21 protein-coding genes are annotated in these 18,303 nt (G+C 39.0%); 1 reads left to right on the forward strand and 20 read right to left on the reverse strand.

Annotated features, from left to right (window positions below):
• Positions 1 to 51 precede the first annotated feature (51 nt).
• The 9 genes from ispE to metG all read right to left on the reverse strand — a co-directional run bounded on the left by ispE (position 52) and on the right by metG (position 9,310).
• The gene (ispE, locus tag AKG34_RS25715) at positions 52 to 921 is read right to left on the reverse strand and encodes a 4-(cytidine 5'-diphospho)-2-C-methyl-D-erythritol kinase (RefSeq protein WP_053349001.1); all 870 of its coding nucleotides are present in this window, start codon (positions 919 to 921) and stop codon (positions 52 to 54) included.
• 324 nt (positions 922 to 1,245) lie between these two features.
• A complete protein-coding gene (locus tag AKG34_RS25720; RefSeq protein ID WP_053349002.1) occupies positions 1,246 to 1,422 on the reverse strand; it encodes a small, acid-soluble spore protein, alpha/beta type in 177 nt (58 codons plus the stop codon).
• Between the two features lie 151 nt (positions 1,423 to 1,573).
• Entirely contained in the window at positions 1,574 to 1,825 is a 252-nt protein-coding gene (gene veg, locus AKG34_RS25725; protein ID WP_034316343.1) for a biofilm formation stimulator Veg, read from the reverse strand.
• Positions 1,826 to 2,137: 312 nt separating this feature from the next.
• A complete protein-coding gene (gene yabG, locus AKG34_RS25730) occupies positions 2,138 to 3,016 on the reverse strand; it encodes a sporulation peptidase YabG (RefSeq protein ID WP_053349003.1) in 879 nt (292 codons plus the stop codon).
• A gap of 210 nt (positions 3,017 to 3,226) precedes the next feature.
• Positions 3,227 to 4,105: a 16S rRNA (adenine(1518)-N(6)/adenine(1519)-N(6))-dimethyltransferase RsmA gene (gene rsmA / locus AKG34_RS25735; protein ID WP_053349004.1), complete on the reverse strand. Its 879-nt coding sequence runs from the start codon at positions 4,103 to 4,105 to the stop codon at positions 3,227 to 3,229.
• Positions 4,098 to 4,661, reverse strand: coding sequence for a ribonuclease M5 (gene rnmV, locus AKG34_RS25740; RefSeq protein WP_053349021.1), 564 nt, complete (start codon positions 4,659 to 4,661; stop codon positions 4,098 to 4,100). The genes rsmA and rnmV overlap by 8 nt, the downstream gene beginning before the upstream one ends.
• 282 nt (positions 4,662 to 4,943) lie before the next feature.
• Positions 4,944 to 6,098, reverse strand: a complete 1,155-nt coding sequence (locus AKG34_RS25745) for a resuscitation-promoting factor (RefSeq protein ID WP_236695056.1) — start codon at positions 6,096 to 6,098, stop codon at positions 4,944 to 4,946.
• A 275-nt stretch (positions 6,099 to 6,373) separates the two neighbouring features.
• The gene (locus tag AKG34_RS25750) at positions 6,374 to 7,141 is read right to left on the reverse strand and encodes a TatD family hydrolase (RefSeq protein ID WP_053349006.1); all 768 of its coding nucleotides are present in this window, start codon (positions 7,139 to 7,141) and stop codon (positions 6,374 to 6,376) included.
• Positions 7,142 to 7,348: 207 nt separating this feature from the next.
• Positions 7,349 to 9,310, reverse strand: coding sequence for a methionine--tRNA ligase (gene metG / locus AKG34_RS25755; RefSeq protein WP_053349007.1), 1,962 nt, complete (start codon positions 9,308 to 9,310; stop codon positions 7,349 to 7,351).
• A gap of 644 nt (positions 9,311 to 9,954) precedes the next feature.
• On the opposite strand from metG, the gene AKG34_RS25760 reads away from it, so the two are divergent.
• A complete protein-coding gene (locus AKG34_RS25760) occupies positions 9,955 to 10,239 on the forward strand; it encodes a transition state genes transcriptional regulator AbrB (RefSeq protein ID WP_053349008.1) in 285 nt (94 codons plus the stop codon).
• A 61-nt stretch (positions 10,240 to 10,300) separates the two neighbouring features.
• Here AKG34_RS25760 and rsmI read toward each other — a convergent pair whose 3' ends face one another.
• The 11 genes from rsmI to AKG34_RS25815 form a co-directional block, all read right to left on the reverse strand.
• Positions 10,301 to 11,182 carry a 16S rRNA (cytidine(1402)-2'-O)-methyltransferase gene (gene rsmI / locus AKG34_RS25765; RefSeq protein WP_053349009.1) on the reverse strand — a complete coding sequence of 294 codons (882 nt, stop codon included), beginning with the start codon at positions 11,180 to 11,182 and terminating at the stop codon, positions 10,301 to 10,303.
• Positions 11,183 to 11,185: 3 nt separating this feature from the next.
• Positions 11,186 to 11,446 (reverse strand): GIY-YIG nuclease family protein, encoded by a 261-nt coding sequence (locus tag AKG34_RS25770; protein ID WP_053349010.1) that lies wholly within the window; start codon positions 11,444 to 11,446, stop codon positions 11,186 to 11,188.
• Positions 11,433 to 12,176 carry a tRNA1(Val) (adenine(37)-N6)-methyltransferase gene (locus AKG34_RS25775; RefSeq protein ID WP_053349011.1) on the reverse strand — a complete coding sequence of 248 codons (744 nt, stop codon included), beginning with the start codon at positions 12,174 to 12,176 and terminating at the stop codon, positions 11,433 to 11,435. The genes AKG34_RS25770 and AKG34_RS25775 overlap by 14 nt, the downstream gene beginning before the upstream one ends.
• Positions 12,177 to 12,354: 178 nt before the next feature.
• Complete coding sequence (gene yabA, locus AKG34_RS25780; protein ID WP_207196469.1) at positions 12,355 to 12,693, reverse strand: DNA replication initiation control protein YabA; 339 nt, start codon at positions 12,691 to 12,693, stop codon at positions 12,355 to 12,357.
• Positions 12,694 to 12,743: 50 nt separating this feature from the next.
• The gene (locus tag AKG34_RS25785) at positions 12,744 to 13,574 is read right to left on the reverse strand and encodes a PSP1 domain-containing protein (protein WP_053349013.1); all 831 of its coding nucleotides are present in this window, start codon (positions 13,572 to 13,574) and stop codon (positions 12,744 to 12,746) included.
• A gap of 1 nt (position 13,575) precedes the next feature.
• Positions 13,576 to 14,574 (reverse strand): DNA polymerase III subunit delta', encoded by a 999-nt coding sequence (gene holB / locus AKG34_RS25790; RefSeq protein WP_053349022.1) that lies wholly within the window; start codon positions 14,572 to 14,574, stop codon positions 13,576 to 13,578.
• A 14-nt stretch (positions 14,575 to 14,588) separates the two neighbouring features.
• Entirely contained in the window at positions 14,589 to 15,029 is a 441-nt protein-coding gene (locus AKG34_RS25795; protein ID WP_053349014.1) for a YaaR family protein, read from the reverse strand.
• Positions 15,030 to 15,053: 24 nt separating this feature from the next.
• The gene (locus AKG34_RS25800) at positions 15,054 to 15,383 is read right to left on the reverse strand and encodes a cyclic di-AMP receptor DarA (RefSeq protein ID WP_053349015.1); all 330 of its coding nucleotides are present in this window, start codon (positions 15,381 to 15,383) and stop codon (positions 15,054 to 15,056) included.
• A 110-nt stretch (positions 15,384 to 15,493) separates the two neighbouring features.
• Positions 15,494 to 16,135: a dTMP kinase gene (gene tmk, locus AKG34_RS25805; protein WP_053349016.1), complete on the reverse strand. Its 642-nt coding sequence runs from the start codon at positions 16,133 to 16,135 to the stop codon at positions 15,494 to 15,496.
• A gap of 39 nt (positions 16,136 to 16,174) precedes the next feature.
• Positions 16,175 to 17,629 carry an aminotransferase class I/II-fold pyridoxal phosphate-dependent enzyme gene (locus tag AKG34_RS25810; protein ID WP_053349017.1) on the reverse strand — a complete coding sequence of 485 codons (1,455 nt, stop codon included), beginning with the start codon at positions 17,627 to 17,629 and terminating at the stop codon, positions 16,175 to 16,177.
• A 236-nt stretch (positions 17,630 to 17,865) separates the two neighbouring features.
• Complete coding sequence (locus AKG34_RS25815) at positions 17,866 to 18,084, reverse strand: sigma factor G inhibitor Gin (protein WP_082527567.1); 219 nt, start codon at positions 18,082 to 18,084, stop codon at positions 17,866 to 17,868.
• Positions 18,085 to 18,303 lie beyond the last annotated feature (219 nt).

The raw sequence follows: 18,303 nt of genomic DNA on the forward strand, positions 1-18,303 counted from the left end.
CCTTTGTAAATTCCGAATATTATATTGCAACTATACCATTAATGTACGTATCTATTCAAGGTCGTTTCGATCACCTAACAAGCGCACTGCATAGACTTGATCACAAAATCCGCGAAGACCATTATAAATTCTTTGCATGCGGGAATCATGTTCCACCAAACCAAAAACGGTCGGACCGCTTCCGCTCATTAAGACAGAATCTGCTCCAAATGTCTTCATTTGATCTTTAATATTCGCAACCTCGGGATATAACTGCAACGTCACTTGCTCAAGTACATTCCCCAAACCTTGGCAAACATCTTGATAGCTGCTTTCCTTAATGGCTGAAATCATACTAGGGACATCAGGATGCTCCATTTTTGCAATTTGCAGCCTTTTGTATATATCAGCAGTCGATACACCGATTGTTGGTTTAGCTAAAATAACCCAGCATTTTGGCGGTGCAGGAAGATGCGTGATTTTTTCCCCACGGCCTCTAGCCAACGCCGTACCCCCATACACACAAAATGACACATCAGAGCCAATCTCAGCTCCAATTTCCGCAAGCTCATCCATAGAAAGACCAAGCTTCCACAGTCTATTCAAACCTCTTAATGTAGCAGCGGCGTCACTGCTTCCACCTGCAAGTCCTGCTGCTACAGGTATATTTTTCTCTATAGTAATAGAAACACCTTTATTAATTCCAAAACGTTCCTTTAGGATAAATGCAGCTTGATAAGCTAAATTCCGATGATCATCCGGAACAAATCGATTATGGGATAGAATCTGAATGTGATTTCCTTTTATTTCTTTTAGTTCAATTCTATCGGCAAGGTCGACTGTCGTCATGATCATTTCTACCTCATGATACCCATCAGGCCGTTTGAAAAGCACATCCAAAGCCAAATTAATCTTAGCCGGGGCTTTTTCCATAAGCTTCAATATGTCCACCTACTTTAACGTTCTTAAAAGTTCTTGTCCTATTTTATCATATTTGTTTATATTCTAAAGGTTTTTTCATCGTAATTTCAATGTATTGAAGTGGAGATTGAACTATAGAGGGGAATAGTCACCTATAGACACTTGAAAGAAGGGATCGCCCCTACTCCCCAAAAAGTGTGAATATGCAGCCGATTTGTATTAATCCATGAATAAAAAAAACCAGACTCCATATCTACAATGTAAGCATAAATGAATATGGCTATACATTGTAGAAAGAGTCTGGCCTTGTTTAAAAGGACAGCATGATTCCATTTAGTGTTTGTCTTACTCTTTATCCACCAATTGACGTTGTGCTTTTTCGACAGCTAGTTTTACCATGTTTCCTGCGTCCCGAGCTCGAATTCCTCCCCAGCCCTCTTTCTGGACAACATCGTAAAATCCAAGTTCTTTTGCCAATTCCTCTTTAAAACCTTCTGACATAATCCCTTTTTTTCTACTCAAGCGAAACAACCCCTTTCACATGCTGTCACATGCCTAGTGTTTGCATCATACGCTATTTCATAACAACCTTTTTCATCCTAAACTAGTTAGTATTAGATATTTAACACAAAACAAAAAGCAGCAAACATAATTGTTCGCTGCCTCCTCTAAGTTACATCTCTTGTTGTTTGTTTAAAAATGTTAGTTCCACGGTTTCCGTTAAAACATCCGCATAGCTGTAAGATACTCTTTCAAACGCATTTTCATCTTGGTCGAGCTCAATTACAAAAACAGCCGGATAAGTTTCCGCCAAAGTTCCAAAACGTTCTACAGTCTTTCTTCTTCCACCGTTTGCTTTTAAAAGCAATCTTTTACCTAGGTTTGAATCAAGTGCAGTTTTAATATCAGCTAGAGTTTTTGGCATTTTCGGTCCACCTCACTAAGTTTAGTATATCACAAATTGTAAATATACGCAAACAAAATAATAAATTATATCAGCACTTAAAAATGTAGTCAATATATTTTTACCTGAAATTCGGCAAAATCGCGAACATTTTTATTATATCCTGGTAAATGAGAAAATATGTAAACGAACTATTCATTATAAAATATGCCGAATTTTCGTAAATAAATCCACTTCTAGGCTCTTTTCATCTAGAAAAAGCAGACTATTTGTTATGATATCCGAATTCTAACATGATAAAAGCGAGCTGCATTCTTTCAAAATGCAGCTCTTTTATTCTTCCTGAAATGGCTTAAAGGGAAGCCCTGTCCGCAGCACCCCTTTTGTTTCAACTCCACCTAAACCTTTCTCTCCCGTTAACGTATTCCGAAGAACATCCCATACATGGATATGTTCTATAAAAGGCGTAAAGCTTACCTTCCCGACAATATATACTGGATCAAGAGCATGTATATTAACACGTGAAGGTGAGCTTGCGAAATTGGCCCCAGCTTGGATAAGGGATTCAAAATGGGATTGACAAGCTCCTGCAAATATAATCAATTGATCCAAATGAGATACCTTCTTCCTCGCCTCTCGTACGGTCTGTACAAAGTCCCTTGAGTGACGATAGGCATTGATATCGCTCATTGGTCCTTTTGATTTAGAATAGGCATCATGACCAGTGACAACAAGGATATCCGGCCTGTAATGGTCCAATAACCCCCCTATTCGCTGGGGCATTTCCTTTTCGTTGCAATAGACACCGTTAACTGGAATACCGAATTTCTGATATAAATCCAGGCATTTCCTAAGGTAGGAAGCGTCACCGTCCACATGAAGCACCCTGCCTGGTATCTGAAAATATTCGCCACTATAGCGGTAGCCATTACTGGATAGATAGCCGCTTTTTTGTTGCTGCAGCTCTAAATCCTGTGTTAATAAGCGGTCAGATTGTTCCTGAAGTACCTCATTGGACCTTTGTCGGACATTTCTCTCATTATCATTTATTTTCATTAAGTCTTGAAAAGGTGCATCTGCAATCAATCGGATATCTTCCCCATAAAGAATCGCTTCACGTCTTCCATCAATATCACGGATATCGATTACACGAAACAACACGTCGCATTTATAAGAAACCCGACCAACAATATCGTTTATTTGAATATTCATGGCCTCACCCCATGAGAAGACTTATTTTCAGCCCGCCCTAGATTATTTTCATTCTTAAGTTATGCGAACCATTCTTGAAAGGTGAAAGTAAAGGAGACTACATATATCTATAGGAAGAAGAAATCTATTCTCCTAAGGCTATGCTTAGATAAAAAAAAGCCGGAAGCTGGGAATAGACCCGTTCCGACTAAAACTTTTTTAACATGTACCTTATTTGAAATTCGGCAATAACGCATCACTCAAGCGGCCAAATTCCTTAATGCTTAGTGTTTCACCACGTCTTGTTGGATCCACGTCTGAGGCTTCGAGAGCGGCAAGGATAAGTTCTTTTTTCGATTTCCCATCTGGCAGTTGACTTGTTAAGTTATTTAAAATCGTTTTCCGACGTTGCGCGAAGCTAGCCCGGGTAACAATAAATAAGAAATCCTCATCTTGTACTTCAACAATCGGCTTAACCCGTTTAGTCAGACGTATTACCGCTGAATCGACATTAGGTTGCGGCATGAAAACCGTTTTCGGCACAATCATCACTGTTTCTGCTTCGGTATAATATTGGATGGCGATGGATAAAGAACCATATTCCTTTGTCCCAGGTTTAGCAGCAATTCGATCAGCCACTTCTTTTTGCAACATACACACAATGCCTCTTATGGGAAGGTTCTCAGACAAAAGCTTTAAAATAATAGGCGTTGTGACATAGTAAGGTAGATTTGCAACAACCATCAAGTCTGAGATATCAGCGAATTCCTCTTCAATGACCTTTTTTACATCCGCTTTTAGAATATCCTCATGAATGATGTTCACATTGTTATAAGGTGACAGTGTATCCGATAAAATCGGCAGCAAACGCTGATCAATCTCAAAGGCCGTGACTTTTTTGCTACTTTTCGCTAGTTGTTCCGTCAAGGCGCCTATTCCCGGCCCAATTTCAATGGCGCCGCTTTCCTCGGTCAACTCAGCATGGTCGACAATGCGTTTCAAAATATTCGTATCAATTAAGAAGTTTTGACCTAAGCTCTTTTTAAAAGAGAATCCGTGCTTCTTTAGTATTTCTTTCGTTCTGACAGGGGTTGCAATATCCTTATTCATGTTTTTCCTCCTGATTTATCTGTACAATTGCTTCATAAAAAGCCTCAGTTGATATTTGGAACATTTTTAATCTCTTATATAACTGTTTCCCATTTGTAAAACCAATCTTCAAGATAGAGCCAAGTCTTTCCCTTCGCTCTTTGGCACCTGATCCCCCGATTAAACCTGCATCTATTAAATCCTGCTGTGAAATTTCTTCTGAAGCCTCTTCATCCATTAATTGAGCGTCTTTCAAGGCATTACGAATCGCTTCAGGGGAAGCGTGCTCCACACCTATCCCTCTCCCAGACTTAGGAAGTGCTTCTTTTTTCGTTAAAAAGGCGTGTTTACAGCCTTTTACTTGTTCTGAAATTATATTCCTGATTTTTTGTCCAGGAAAGTCCGGATCTGTAAAAATGATAACTCCTCGTGTCTCTTGTGCAAGCCTTACCTGCTCAATGCAGGATTCATTCACCGCAGAACCATTCGTTTCTATTGTATCAGCATTAACAGCCCTTTTTATCGCTACCGTATCATCTTTACCTTCTACAACAATTATTTCTTTGATTTTTTTCATGTTTTCCTCCATACAGAAAAGCGCAAGCACTTTGATTAGCTCTTTAAAACGGACTTTACTCAGATAGACAATTACCTTTTGAGTCATCGTTTTTCCCATGAGTTAGAATCTAGAACTAGACACAATTGCTAAATAAAAATAATTTTACCGCTTATTGTGGAAACCCTATGACTTATTGAATCGTCTATCTTATTAAAACAGTTTTACACTGGGGTTTTCAACAAATGGAAAATAAAACGTCAAAAAACAGGAGACAATTTATCTCCTGCGAGAGAAACCTTATTAGTTCAATACGCGAATCTTTACTTTCTTTACACCCCAGCGATATGCATCATTTTTTGAGGAAAAGAAGACATCTATCCTATTTCCCTTTATCGCTCCGCCTTTGTCAGCAGCTACTGCATAACCATAACCTTCTACATATACTTTCGAACCCATTGGAATTACACTTGGATCGACCGCAATAATTTTGGCATCAGGATTACTCTTAAGATCCACACCCGTTGAAGTAACACCTGAACAGCCCTTACAACTTGCTGTATAAGCCGTTGATGAAACATAAATCTCTTTTCCACTTGTAGAATTAACGTTACTCGCTCCGCGTGATGCCTGAGCAACCGTCGTTTTTGTTCCGACCGTTATAACCTTATCCTGCTTTTTATTTACGACTTTTTCTGAAAGTAATTTTCTTTTGACCTCTTTGCCATTTTCCTTAATAACTTCATATTTCTTAGAAATGAGTCCGTCTTTTCCTTCTTTGACGATATTCTCTTTCCCTTTCGATAAGGAGTCATCTTTTTTAGTTATGACAGCAAAGTCCACTGGTTCTTCCACTACATCGGTGACTTTTTCAATTCGAATAACGTTTACCGTATTCTTAGCTTCAACTTTTTCTACTAATCCCGGCTCAACTCGATCCAAATCATTGAGCTTTACACCTTGTTGCTTTAAAAAGTCAGCGACAGTAGTCGAAGTTGACCATACCTGCTTTTCGTTTCCACCTACCACTAATTTTAGTGAAAAAGCCTTATCGATGGCAACTTCCATATTCGCTTCCATCTTCGTGTTTTTTGAAGGTGTAATTTTATCCTTCTCATTCACTTCAAGGTCTTGTTCCTTTAAAAATTCTTCCACCGTATCGGCTGTTGACCAAACCTCCTCAGTCTCTTCATCTTGTACCAAGGTAATTTTTTGAGCAGGCTTCCAGACAACTTCTAGATTATCCTCTACCTTACTGTCTCCTGAAGGGTGGACATAGTCCGCAGCTTGTACGGTAATCTCTAAATCTTTTAACATATCATTTACAGTAGCTGCGTGTGTCCGCACTACCTCTTTTTTTCCGTCCAGCATTATTGTAACAGTATGCTTTGTTCCTTGATGGATTAGTATTCCCAGTGCCGTAGAAACAAGAATCGCACTGCATATTGCAATTACCATTCTCTTCTTCCCTAGCTTGGGAATAAGGTTTTTCATAGTTTTTAATAGAATGAAAAACTCCTCCTTCCTCCCGGTGATTATATAGACATAGTTATCCAGCTGTCAACCCATTCACTTCTCATTCAGGAAATTACTACCTATTATGCATATTCTCTATTGAAAAGGAAAGGGCGAATTCTCGACATAATATGCCTATGTTAGGAGTGAGATTTGTAGAAACCTTAAAAAATGCGTTTTTAGTTAGCGGACCCCGGGAGATAGTGTCAAAAATGCTGTCAGTTAATGCCGAATAATTTCTTAGCATTGTCCGTCGTCGCTTGAGAAACTTCCTCTACTGAAAGTTGTTTAATTTCAGCGATTTGTTCAGCGACAAGCTTCACATAGGACGGTTCATTACGCTTTCCTCTATAAGGGTGTGGTGCTAAATAGGGGCAGTCTGTTTCGATTAGTAGACGATCTAAAGGTACTGCAGCTGCCACCTCTTTTGGCTTTTTCGCATTTTTAAAGGTTACAGGACCTCCCAATGAAATATAGAAGTTCATATCAATACATTCCATTGCCGTTTCAGCACTACCACTAAAGCAATGCATGATGCCTCCTACTTCTGATGCCTCTTCTTCCTTCAATATGTTCACGATATCCGCGGTCGCTTCTCGGTTATGGATGATAATGGGTAGACCTACCTTTTTAGCCAATCGGATTTGCTTCCTGAACACCTCCATTTGGATAGCTTTCGGTGATTTATCCCAATGATAGTCGAGTCCCATCTCTCCTATAGCCACAACCTTAGGATGAGAGGATAGTTCCTCAATCCATTTTAAGTCTTCTTCTGTCATATCTATCGCATCTACAGGATGCCAACCGACTGCTGCATACATAAAATCATAAGTTTCTATTAATTCCATCGCTCTAGTTATAGTTGGTCGGTCAAACCCGACGACAACCATATTATTCACTCCTGCTTCCTGTGCTCTTTCGATGACGTCTTCGAGGTCCTCGTTGAATTGCTCCGCATTTACATGCACATGTGTATCAAATAACATACTTTTCTTCCTTTCTAGCACTATTTTATAGAAAAATGAGAGTTTTATGTTTCACATTTAGGTAACAAAAAGATTACAAATATTCCCTTTATGTATCAACACCAAATGTATGACTAAAAACATAGACCCTATAATAAGTTATGTTTTCCAAAAGTATAAAGAAAAAACATAAAAGTGTTTCATATGAAACACTTTTATGTTTTGAGTTTATTTTACCTTCGAACCATTTGGAATGGAGGCATCTATTGTAGCAACAGAGAGAACTCCATCCTGGCTACCTGCCAAAATCATCCCCTGAGAAAGCTCGCCACGAAGCTTCACAGGTTTCAAATTCGTTACACAAATCACTTTTTTCCCTACTAAATCTTCAGGCTTATAGTGTTGGGCAATACCTGAGACAACCTGCCGCTTTTCATATCCTAAATCAAGCTGCAGTTTAAGAAGCTTATCTGTTTTCTTTACTGACTCTACTTCTATGACCTGAGCTACACGAAGCTCTACTTTTGTAAAGTCATCAATAGTAATTTCATCAACCTCTGGAATAGTCTCTTCTACTTTTTCTGCAACCTTAGGTGTTCCACCCTGCATTTGTTCTTTAATATATAAAACTTCCTCTTCCATGTCTAAACGAGGGAAGATTGGATCTCCCTTTAGCACTTTTGTTTCAGAAGGAATCTGACCGAAGTCCGCTAAGCTATCCCACGACTTTAAAATTTCATCCTGGATGTTAAGCTGAGCAAAGATTTTTTCCGGTGTTTGTGTCAAAAATGGTTTCAGAAGGATAGCCGTCCTGCGTAAAGATTCTGCCAAATGCACCATAACACTCGCAAGCTCTTCTTTTGTTGCTTCATCTTTTGCAAGCATCCATGGCTGAGTTTCATCGATGAACTTATTTGTTCTGCTGACAAGCTGCCAAATAGATGTTAAAGCAACTGAAAATTCCATGTTCTCCATGGCTTCCTCATACTTGCCCACAGTATCTTGATTCATTTCTAACAGTGCCTTTTCAAACTCATTATTCGAACCTTTGTAACTTGGAATTACACCGTCAAAATACTTATTGACCATTGCTACTGTTCGATTTAATAAGTTTCCTAAATCATTCGCCAGATCAAAATTGATTCTTTCTACAAATCCTTCCGGCGTAAATACTCCATCTGAACCAAATGGAACTTCGCGTAGAAGGTAATAGCGTAATGAATCCAAGCCATATCGATCAATTAATGTAACAGGGTTGACTACATTTCCCTTTGATTTCGACATCTTACCGTCTTTCATGAGCAGCCATCCGTGGGCAAAAACTTTCTTAGGAAGCGGTATGTCCAGAGCCATTAACATAATAGGCCAGTAAATCGTATGGAAACGAACAATTTCCTTTCCGACTAGATGCACATCCGCAGGCCAATAATTCAGGTATTTAGAATCATTATCCGTTCCATACCCTAAAGCTGTAATATAATTAGTCAACGCATCAATCCAGACATAAATAACATGCTTTGGATTTCCTGGTACTTTGATACCCCAATCGAACGTTGTACGGGAAACAGCCAAATCTTCCAATCCTGGTTTAATGAAGTTATTAATCATTTCATTTTTACGGGATTCTGGTTGTATGAACTCTGGGTTTTCCTCATAAAACTTTAGCAACCGATCTGCATACTTACTCATCTTGAAGAAATAAGACTCTTCTTTTACCTTTTCAACAGGTCTTCCGCAATCTGGACAGTTTCCATTGCTTTCTTCAACCTGACGTTCCGTGAAGAAAGATTCGCAAGGTGTACAGTATAATCCTTCATATTCGTCCAAGTAAATATCGCCCTGATCAAGTAACTTCTTGAAGATTTTGGCTACCACATCTTTATGACGATCTTCGGTTGTCCTAATGAAATCATCATAAGAGATATCAAGCTTTTGCCAAAGCTCTTTAATTCCTGATACGATATTATCTACATATTGCTGCGGAGTAATTCCCTCTTCCGCCGCTTTACGCTGGATTTTTTGACCGTGTTCATCTGTTCCTGTTAAGTACATCACATCAAAGCCACGCATCCTTTTATAACGAGCCATAGCATCCCCTGCCACTGTCGTATACGCATGCCCTATATGTAAATTACCACTAGGATAATATATGGGTGTTGTAATATAAAATGTTTTTAATTTATCCTGCACTTTATTCCCTCCTCAACTTTTAAAAAACTGGCTTTAGGACTTGGCCAAGCCAATGAGACTACTTTAAAACTATTATCTCTATTTTAACTCTATATACTATTCTACGCGACAAGAATCATTAATCAAATTATCTTGATAATAGAATAAAAAATATTATAAGTAGATACCCCAGTTAAACCTTCGATATCAGGACACACGCCCCCATATTATGTAAGCATTACCTCTTACCTCAACAAAATATACCTAATATTTATTTTTTGTGCAACAAATCACATAATTTAAAGTCTTTTCCAAGAAAATTATCCTTAATTCAGAACTTATACTTTGAAACTAAATTGGATTTAATCATATAATAGAAAAGCGTGTTCTTCATGCGTAGTTTGTCGAATCATGCTGAAGTAAGTAGTTCCTTGTTACTGATTTAATCTTCGCATAAAACGAAATTGCTGGATTTTTCTCTTTCCCAGCCTTTTTGCTTCCTTGGGAAGAAAAGCTATACTCTCTTCTTACAAAAAAATGAAAATAAATCATTGACGAATTTGGGAATGGCTGGTATTATAAATTTATAAAAAAATTTGTCGAATATTGGCGAATAAAATAGAAAATGGGTACTAGATTGTAAACTGAGAGGAGAATTTTCAAAAATGAAATCTACAGGAATCGTTCGTAAAGTTGATGAGTTAAGCCGGGTGGTTATTCCAATCGAGCTTCGCCGTACATTGGGAATCGCTGAGAAAGACGCTCTTGAAATCTATGTTGACGACGAGCGCATCATCTTGAAAAAATACAAACCAAACATGACTTGCCAAGTTACTGGTGAAGTTTCTGATAATAATCTTACACTTGCAAACGGTAAATTAATTCTTAGTCGTGAAGGCGCTGAATTACTTATCCAAGAAATTCAACAAAACTTTTCAACTTCTAAATAAATGATATAAATAAAAAAACTTCCGATCTTCGGAAGTTTTTTTTATTGCTTACTTAAACATATTATTGTTCATCAATGTGGTACGCCTGGTATACGTCGCGTTTTTGTATATTACGGTCTTTTGCGACCTGCTTGATAGCATCCTTGGAGGTAACCTGTTTGGTTTCTATATAATAATTGACATGACCAACAATGTCAAAGGCCATCCACCATGCTTCTTCAGGCTCTTCCTCCAACCATTGCGCCCCTTCTATTATCAAACAGAACTCACCGCGTATCTCGGATTCCACTGCCCACGCCAATGCCTCACTTACCGTCCCACGAATAAACTCTTCAAACTTCTTCGTTAATTCACGGCATAATACAATACGGCGGTCTCCTAGAATTTCATGCATATGTTTTAATGTTTCTTTTAAACGATGTGGCGATTCATAGACAATCCATGTCGCTTCCATTTTTTTTAACTTTTCTAGCTCTTGCTTTTTTTCTTTTGCTCCCCGCTGTAAAAAGCCATAAAAGTAAAAAGGCTGTGGCGCAAGACCCGAAGCAATCAACGCAGTTAATGCAGCATTAGCACCCGGCAATGGGATGACCTTAAACTGCTCAGCAATTGCATCTTTAACCAGTTCATATCCAGGGTCAGAAATTGTCGGCAGACCAGCATCACTGACTAAGGCTATTACTTCTCCTGAACGAAGCCTCTCAAGCATCTGCTTCCCGCTATATTCCTTATTATGTTCATGGTAACTAACGATAGGGGTCGAAATTTCAAAGTAATTACATAGTTTCTTCGTGTTTCGCGTGTCCTCAGCAGCAATAACATCCGCTTCCTTTAAAATTCTCAAAGCCCGGAAGCTCATATCCTCAAGATTTCCGATCGGTGTAGGGACTAGATATAGGGCCGGCTCCAATCCTTCTTTTTCAAAACTCTTTTGCTGCCACATAGGTTACTTATCCTCCTTTTCCATCCACTTTTGTTTTTGTTTTCTTGTTAATTGCTTAAACTGGTATTCTGCCTGCATGGCCAATGTCTGAGATTCAAACGTTTCATGATAAATCAGTTCAACCGGGGTACGTCCCCGTGTATACTTCGCCCCCTTGCCTTGATTATGCGTGTAGACCCTACGATCTAAGTTATTTGTATACCCTGCATAATAGCTACCATCCTTGCATTTCAACACATAAAAATAATGCCTATTCTTCTCCATATAAAATCCTTCTGATTTCCGGATTATATTCATTTTGTTCATTATACACAACAAGAGGTGGGAGAATCTTCAAATCAGGGCTTCCGTCCTTTATCCCTTCAATAAGAATCGTATTTGCTTCTTTTGTGCTTTTTGGATAAACAAATTGTAGTCGCTTTGGTTCAATCCTGTACACTCTCATTAAATGTAAAATATCCATTAAACGGCCAGGCCTATGAACGAATGCTGCTTTGCCACCCTGACGCAATAACTGACTTGAGACACGCATTACGTCCTCAAGGTTACACATAATTTCATGCCGTGCAATTGCAAAATGCTCATTTTTATTTATTTCCTCGATTGATGGAGTAGGAAAATAGGGTGGATTACATGTTACCACGTCATATTTACTATACCCTATCTGTTTTGGAATCTCTTTTATATCTCCATGAATCATCTCAATCTGGGAGGATACGTCATTATAATCTACGCTTCTCTGAGCCATGTCATATAACCGCTCTTGAATCTCGATACCTTTAATTGTTCCTTTCGTTCTTGTGCTCAACAGCAATGGTATAACCCCATTTCCTGAGCAAAGATCGACGAGTTTTCCTTTTTGAATCGGCACGTTTACGAACCTTGATAATAAAACGGCATCTAATGAAAAAGAAAACACCGATGGGCTTTGGATGATTCTTAAATTCTCAGCCAATAGATAATCGAGGCGTTCATCTCCTTTAAGTTCTACCAATGCTGTTACCCTCCTATATATGTATAGAAAAAGCATGTTTAGGACCCATGCTTTAACATATTTATCGTACAAAAAGGGTCTGACTCATAGTAAGCGTCAGACCCCGAATCACTATATATTGTAAACGGTCTATCTATCACGTAAAAGAGATGGAACATTCTTTTATATTATTCCATTTTCACTTCTTGTTTAAAAAAGATAAACAGAACAGGCAATCTCCTTCTTTTCGTAAACTCCCAAAATGCAGATTACAAATATGGAAGCCTTCTTGATAGATACGGGCTAGATTGTCATAGCCTTCCCCGATATCCATAACCTTTTCCGCACTCGCAGTACGATTTTTTACTTTTTGTTTAACCTTTACAGATGCAGGTGCACTCTCGACTTCCACAAGGCCTAATCGATGACGTAAGTGCTCGTTTTCCAACTTGAGCGACTGATTTTCCTCGAGAATTTCCGCTAGATTCTGCTTCAATTCACCAAGCTGTTTATATAATTGGCCTATCTGCGTTTCCATATTGGTCACCGACTCAAAAATATCTTTCTTATCCACGCTCTCCCACCACCTTAATAATCTGTGGCTTGAATAGAAACGGCTCCCTCTTTTAGAATCTCATCTAAAGTATACTCTAATACTCTTTCCTGCTCGATTAGTTCAATCTGAAGTACGCGTTCTAGAATATTAAGCCCCACTACCTTGCCTTTGCCACCAGGCGTATTAATCATTTCACCTAAATCAGGAAGCATTTCCTTCGCACTTTCATACTCATCATTTTCATATTTCAGACAGCACATCAATCGACCGCATAATCCTGAGATTTTTGTAGGGTTCAATGATAAATTTTGATCCTTCGCCATTTTGATTGAAACAGGTTCAAAATCACCAAGAAACGTTGAGCAACATAGCATTCTGCCACATGGCCCGATTCCTCCAAGCATTTTTGCCTCATCCCTGACCCCAATTTGGCGCAGTTCAATCCGTGTTCTGAATATGGCAGCTAAATCTTTGACTAAATCTCGGAAATCCACGCGACCATCCGCTGTAAAATAAAACACAACTTTATTTCTGTCGAACGTATATGACACATCTACAAGCTTCATATCCAGCTTATGCTCATCGACCTTTTGACAACATATAGAATAAGCCTCTTCTGCAGCTGCCTTGTTTTCGTCAACAATTAACTTATCTTTTGCATCAGCAACCCGAAGTACCTTTTTCAATGGCAGGACAACATCATTTTCATCTACTTGTTTACGGGCTGTAACAACTTTACCGAATTCAACACCGCGGACAGTCTCCACTATTACAAAATCGTCCTTAGGAATAGCGAATTCACCCGGATCAAAGTAGTATATTTTGCCCGCTTTTTTAAAACGGACACCTACAACATCATACAAATCATGATCCCTCCTGCAAATTCAGCACAAGCTGTTCCATTAACAGCTGTGGATTTGTGTTGGACATCAGCTTCCTTTTTGCTTCCAAAATATACCCCATATGTTCAGCGAGGCGTCTCGGAGAAAGATGAAGAGCGTGAGTTTCAAATTCCTTCAGTTTACTTTGAAATACAACAAGGTCCTTCTTGTCCAACTGAATGTATAATAAATCCTTATATATAAGAAGTAACAAATCAAGACCTCTATCAACCTGTTCTCTTTCTTTAAAGTGTGAAAACCAATCCGTCTGAAGGTATAACAAAGCCTTCAAGGAATTCTGTTTTAACACTTCATATAATTTTACCACTATTTTTTGAGCTTGTACAAACCATTCATCATGGCTAAGTTCGATTCCAGCTTCCACATTCTGTGTTAAATGTGAGATAACCGAGGCAAGCTGCGGATCTAAATCCTGTTCTATCAGCTTCCGCTTTACATTTTCCGGGGATAACGGCTTAAACGAAATCACTTGGCATCTTGATAATATAGTCGGAAGAATTCTCTGAAGCTGTTCGGTCATCAGAATGGCCACAGTATCAGCTGAAGGCTCTTCTAGAAATTTCAATAGGCTGTTTGCTGCCCCGACTGACATTTTATCCGCATCGGCAATCATATAAACTTTCCGATCTGCCTCTACACTTTTCTTCGAGAATTCTTCTTGAAGACTCTTAATTTGTTCCTTTTTGATCGACAGCCCATCCCGCTCAATCAAATGAACATCAGGGTGATTCCCACTTGAAATTCGTTTGCAATTCCGACATTGCTCGCATGGCTTGTAACCTGCTGTCAGGGCCTCACAAAGTAAGCTTTTAGCGAAGGTTTTACTTATATCTTGCTTACCTGACCCTTTTTCCCCTTCAAATATATACGCATGAGCCACTCTGTTTTTCGTTATGCTGTTTTGTAGCATCGTCATAACCTGTGGCTGAATTTGACTCATGTCTTGCCATGTTTTATCCAACACTATCAACTCACTTAAGTATATAAATTAATCAGAAGTCCTTTAATTTCACCAATCATTTCTACTATTTCGAGCGAGCTCTTCTCTTTATTCAGAATTTCCTCGCTTAATTCAACTAATCTCGCATCGATCGTTTCCACGGTTTTCAATGGTTGGCTTTGACCGTATTGGTTCCAGGTCGTAGATTGCTTCAATTCTAGACCATATTCAACAGCTTCTCGGACAAACCGCTTCACTAACGCTTTATATTTCGCCAATTCTCTAAAGGTACGTGACCGAACCAATCGCTGGCCCGCCCCTTCAATATCACCTATTAAACGGTTTAATGTTTGGATTTGCATCTTTTGATCCTGTGTTTGGACCATTTGTTGAAACCTTCCATTGCCTGTTTGAGCATGTTTGGTATCCTGCCGCGCTTTATCCAACTTAATTGGGATATCATGGTTGATTTTCATAATGAACCTCCATACAACTAACCGTTAAAATTGTAAAAAGTTTTCAACTGGCAGAACAAATATGGTTGCACCGCCTACTTGAATTTCCACTGGATAAGGTACATAGGATTCGGCATTTCCACCCATCGGTGAAACCGGTGACACTAACTGGGATCGTGATTGACAATTCTGTTTGATAATCTGAATGGCTTGGTCAACACGTGCATCCTCTGTTCCAATCATAAAGGTTGTATTTCCTGATTTTAAAAACCCGCCCGTACTGGCAAGCTTGGTTGTCCCGAAATTATTTTCTACTAATTCATTCAGCAGCCGATGACTATCCTTGTCTTGAACGACAGCAATGATCATTTTCATTCTCATCATCCTCCGGTTACTCTGAATTTTCCTAACTCTATTAACTCTATTATAGCAATTAGTCTTTGCTTGGAATAGTGTTCGGTTGAATAATATGGAAATTCAAGTAGTTACTGTTCTGTTTTTTCCAAAAACGTCAGTAAGCGGGCTTTCGTTTCCTCAAAAACATCCTCAATTGTCCGGCCCGCATCCACGATAATGAACCGATCTTTCCATCTATTTATTATTAACTGATACCCCTCACATACTTTTTTATGAAAATCTATGGCTTCCAGGTCTAGTCGGTTCACTTCCCGGTCGTCATTGGACTGAATACGTCTCAACCCTTCTTCTGGATCGATATCAAAAAAGAACGTAGCATCCGGCATCATATCTCCAATTGCGAATTTATTGATATTGTATACTTCTTCTATATCTAAGCCTCTTGCATACCCTTGATAGGCCAGAGAACTATCTATAAAACGGTCACACAGAACGATACCTCCTCGCTCTAGCTCCGGAATAACTATCTCAACTAAATGCTGACGCCTTGCAGCTGCATATAATAAAGCCTCTGTTCTTGGGTCCATAGCTGTATTGGCTTTATTCAGGATAACCTCCCTAATTTGCTCGGAAATGGGAACGCCTCCTGGTTCTCGTGTTAATAGGACTTGGTAACCTTCTTCTTGAAGAGCCTTACCGAGCATTTGGATAATTGTTGTTTTCCCAGCTCCCTCAGGTCCTTCCATTGTTATAAAAATACCACGGTTCATCGGTGTACCTCCAAGGTTCTTTGTTTGTAGTATATCATTTTAACCAACCTGCCCGCTTTCATAAACGATTAGCTCTCCGTTTGAAAGGGAGGAACCGCCATGAAATCTTGATCCCAGGTCAAGCAGTCTTTTTAAGTTGAATATATGCTTCGAGGTAATCATTTCCCCGGACATAATTAAAGGGATCCCCGGCGGATAAGGGATGACCATCTCAGCAGATACCTCTCCAACAGCTTGACTTAATACTACGTGTCTCGATTTCCTTTGACCCATTACAGAATATGGCAGCGCAAGGCTTGTCATTGAATTCTCAGCTTGCCAGCTCACTGCTTGATTGCCCTCCCGTCTTCCAGTTTTTTCTTCAGTTACATTTTTTATTTTTTGAACAATTTCATGAAAAGGAAAATAGTCATTTTTCTTTAATAATGGCAAAATCATTAACAAATTAAAGGGATCAGCTAATTCTGAATAAATACCTTCTGCTTCACACAACTGCTGTAACTCAAACCCACTTAAACCCTTTGTTGATTGAATGACTACTTTTAAAGGGTCTGCTGACGTTCCCGGTGGTGCTTCTAACACCCGTACCGATTGGAGACTAGCTAATTCCCTTCTGAAATCCGATATCCTTTTAATAAGGCAGTTTTGATCTTCTAATGTAAATGAGGCTAAATAAGACCTGGCTAAGTCTAGAGATCCCATAATCGGATAAGATGGACTGCTTGATTGGAGCATTTGCAAATAGAATGACACCTGATCTATATCTAATAAGGTTGTATTAATATGGAGATAGGAACCCATCGTCATTGCTGGCAGTGTTTTATGAGCCGAGTGAACAACGGCGTCCGCCCCAGCTAAAATTGCTGTCCTAGGAAAGGGACCTCCTAACTGAAAGTGAGCACCATGTGCCTCGTCTACCAGCACTGGAATTCCTCTTTGGTGTGCCAGCTTCACCATTTCAGAAAGATCTTCACCAAGACCATAATAATTTGGATACGTTACAATGATAGCTTTTACATCTGAATGAACTTCCAGGGCTTCTTCAAGTAGTTCCATTCTGACACCACCTGCAACCCCCCATTCCTCATAAAAAATCGGTTGTAAAAAAATCGGTTGTACATTCGCTAACATCAGTCCATGTAAAATTGATTTATGACAGTTCCTTTGGACAAGCACCTTATCTCCTTCCCGGCAGGTGGCAAGGATCATCGCAAGGTTCCCAACAGTTGAACCATTGACTAGAAAATAACTCTTCTGAACACCATATAAATCAGCGAGTAATTCCTCAGATCTCAAAATAGCACCTTCAGGGGCATGTAAGTCATCTAAACCGCTTAGTTCCGTAGCATCTATTCCCAGTAAGGAGTTATATACTGCTTGGCCTTTATTACTAAACACCCGTCCATTTTTATGCCCTGGGACATGCAGAGATATCGGATTCTTTTTATTAAATGCACTCATTGCATCGAACAATGGCGTCTGTAATTGATTCATTTCTCTCTTCCCTCAAATCATAGTATTTTTTCATTTTATCAAAAAAGTTCGATTTAATCTCTTATTGAGACGAGCGGGATTGCAATTATGTAGGACTACGCTGCTTATATTTGTAATTCTGAAACAAGCACCTGCTGTCTGCAACTATTCTTCTAAAGCAAAAAAAGAGTTAGAGAATAAGAAACATTCCATTTCTTTATTCTCTAACTCTTCAACTTTCTATAAACTACTATTGCTTAAGAACAAATTTCAGGATTGGTGATTTTTCTTAATTGTTTCAAGTAATATTTATACCTAGGATCGTTTGTATCCGTCCCAATCATATCCCTTTCGCATTCCTCACAAATAAAAGTCGTATATAAGTGTATCCCCATACCTTTTATCTGTTCACAAACCACGCACGATTCCCCTGCCGTTGTTTTGGTTGTTGTTGTCCCCAACATCTCCACCTCCATACCTGCATTCTCCCCAAAAACCATTGTTCGCATACATAACTTTAGATAGTTTAAGAGAACCGGGGCTGCTTTTAACAATGTATGATGAAGGTTTTCAATACGTGTATGTCTCTATAAAAGTTTCCATAATTGATAAACACTTTATTATTAATGACTTGTTTTTCATTAAACAAAAAAAAAAGATCAGCCAGGATGGCTGATCTTTTTAAAATGGCTTGG

Source organism: Peribacillus butanolivorans (genome assembly GCF_001273755.1).
Taxonomy (GTDB): domain Bacteria; phylum Bacillota; class Bacilli; order Bacillales; family DSM-1321; genus Peribacillus; species Peribacillus butanolivorans.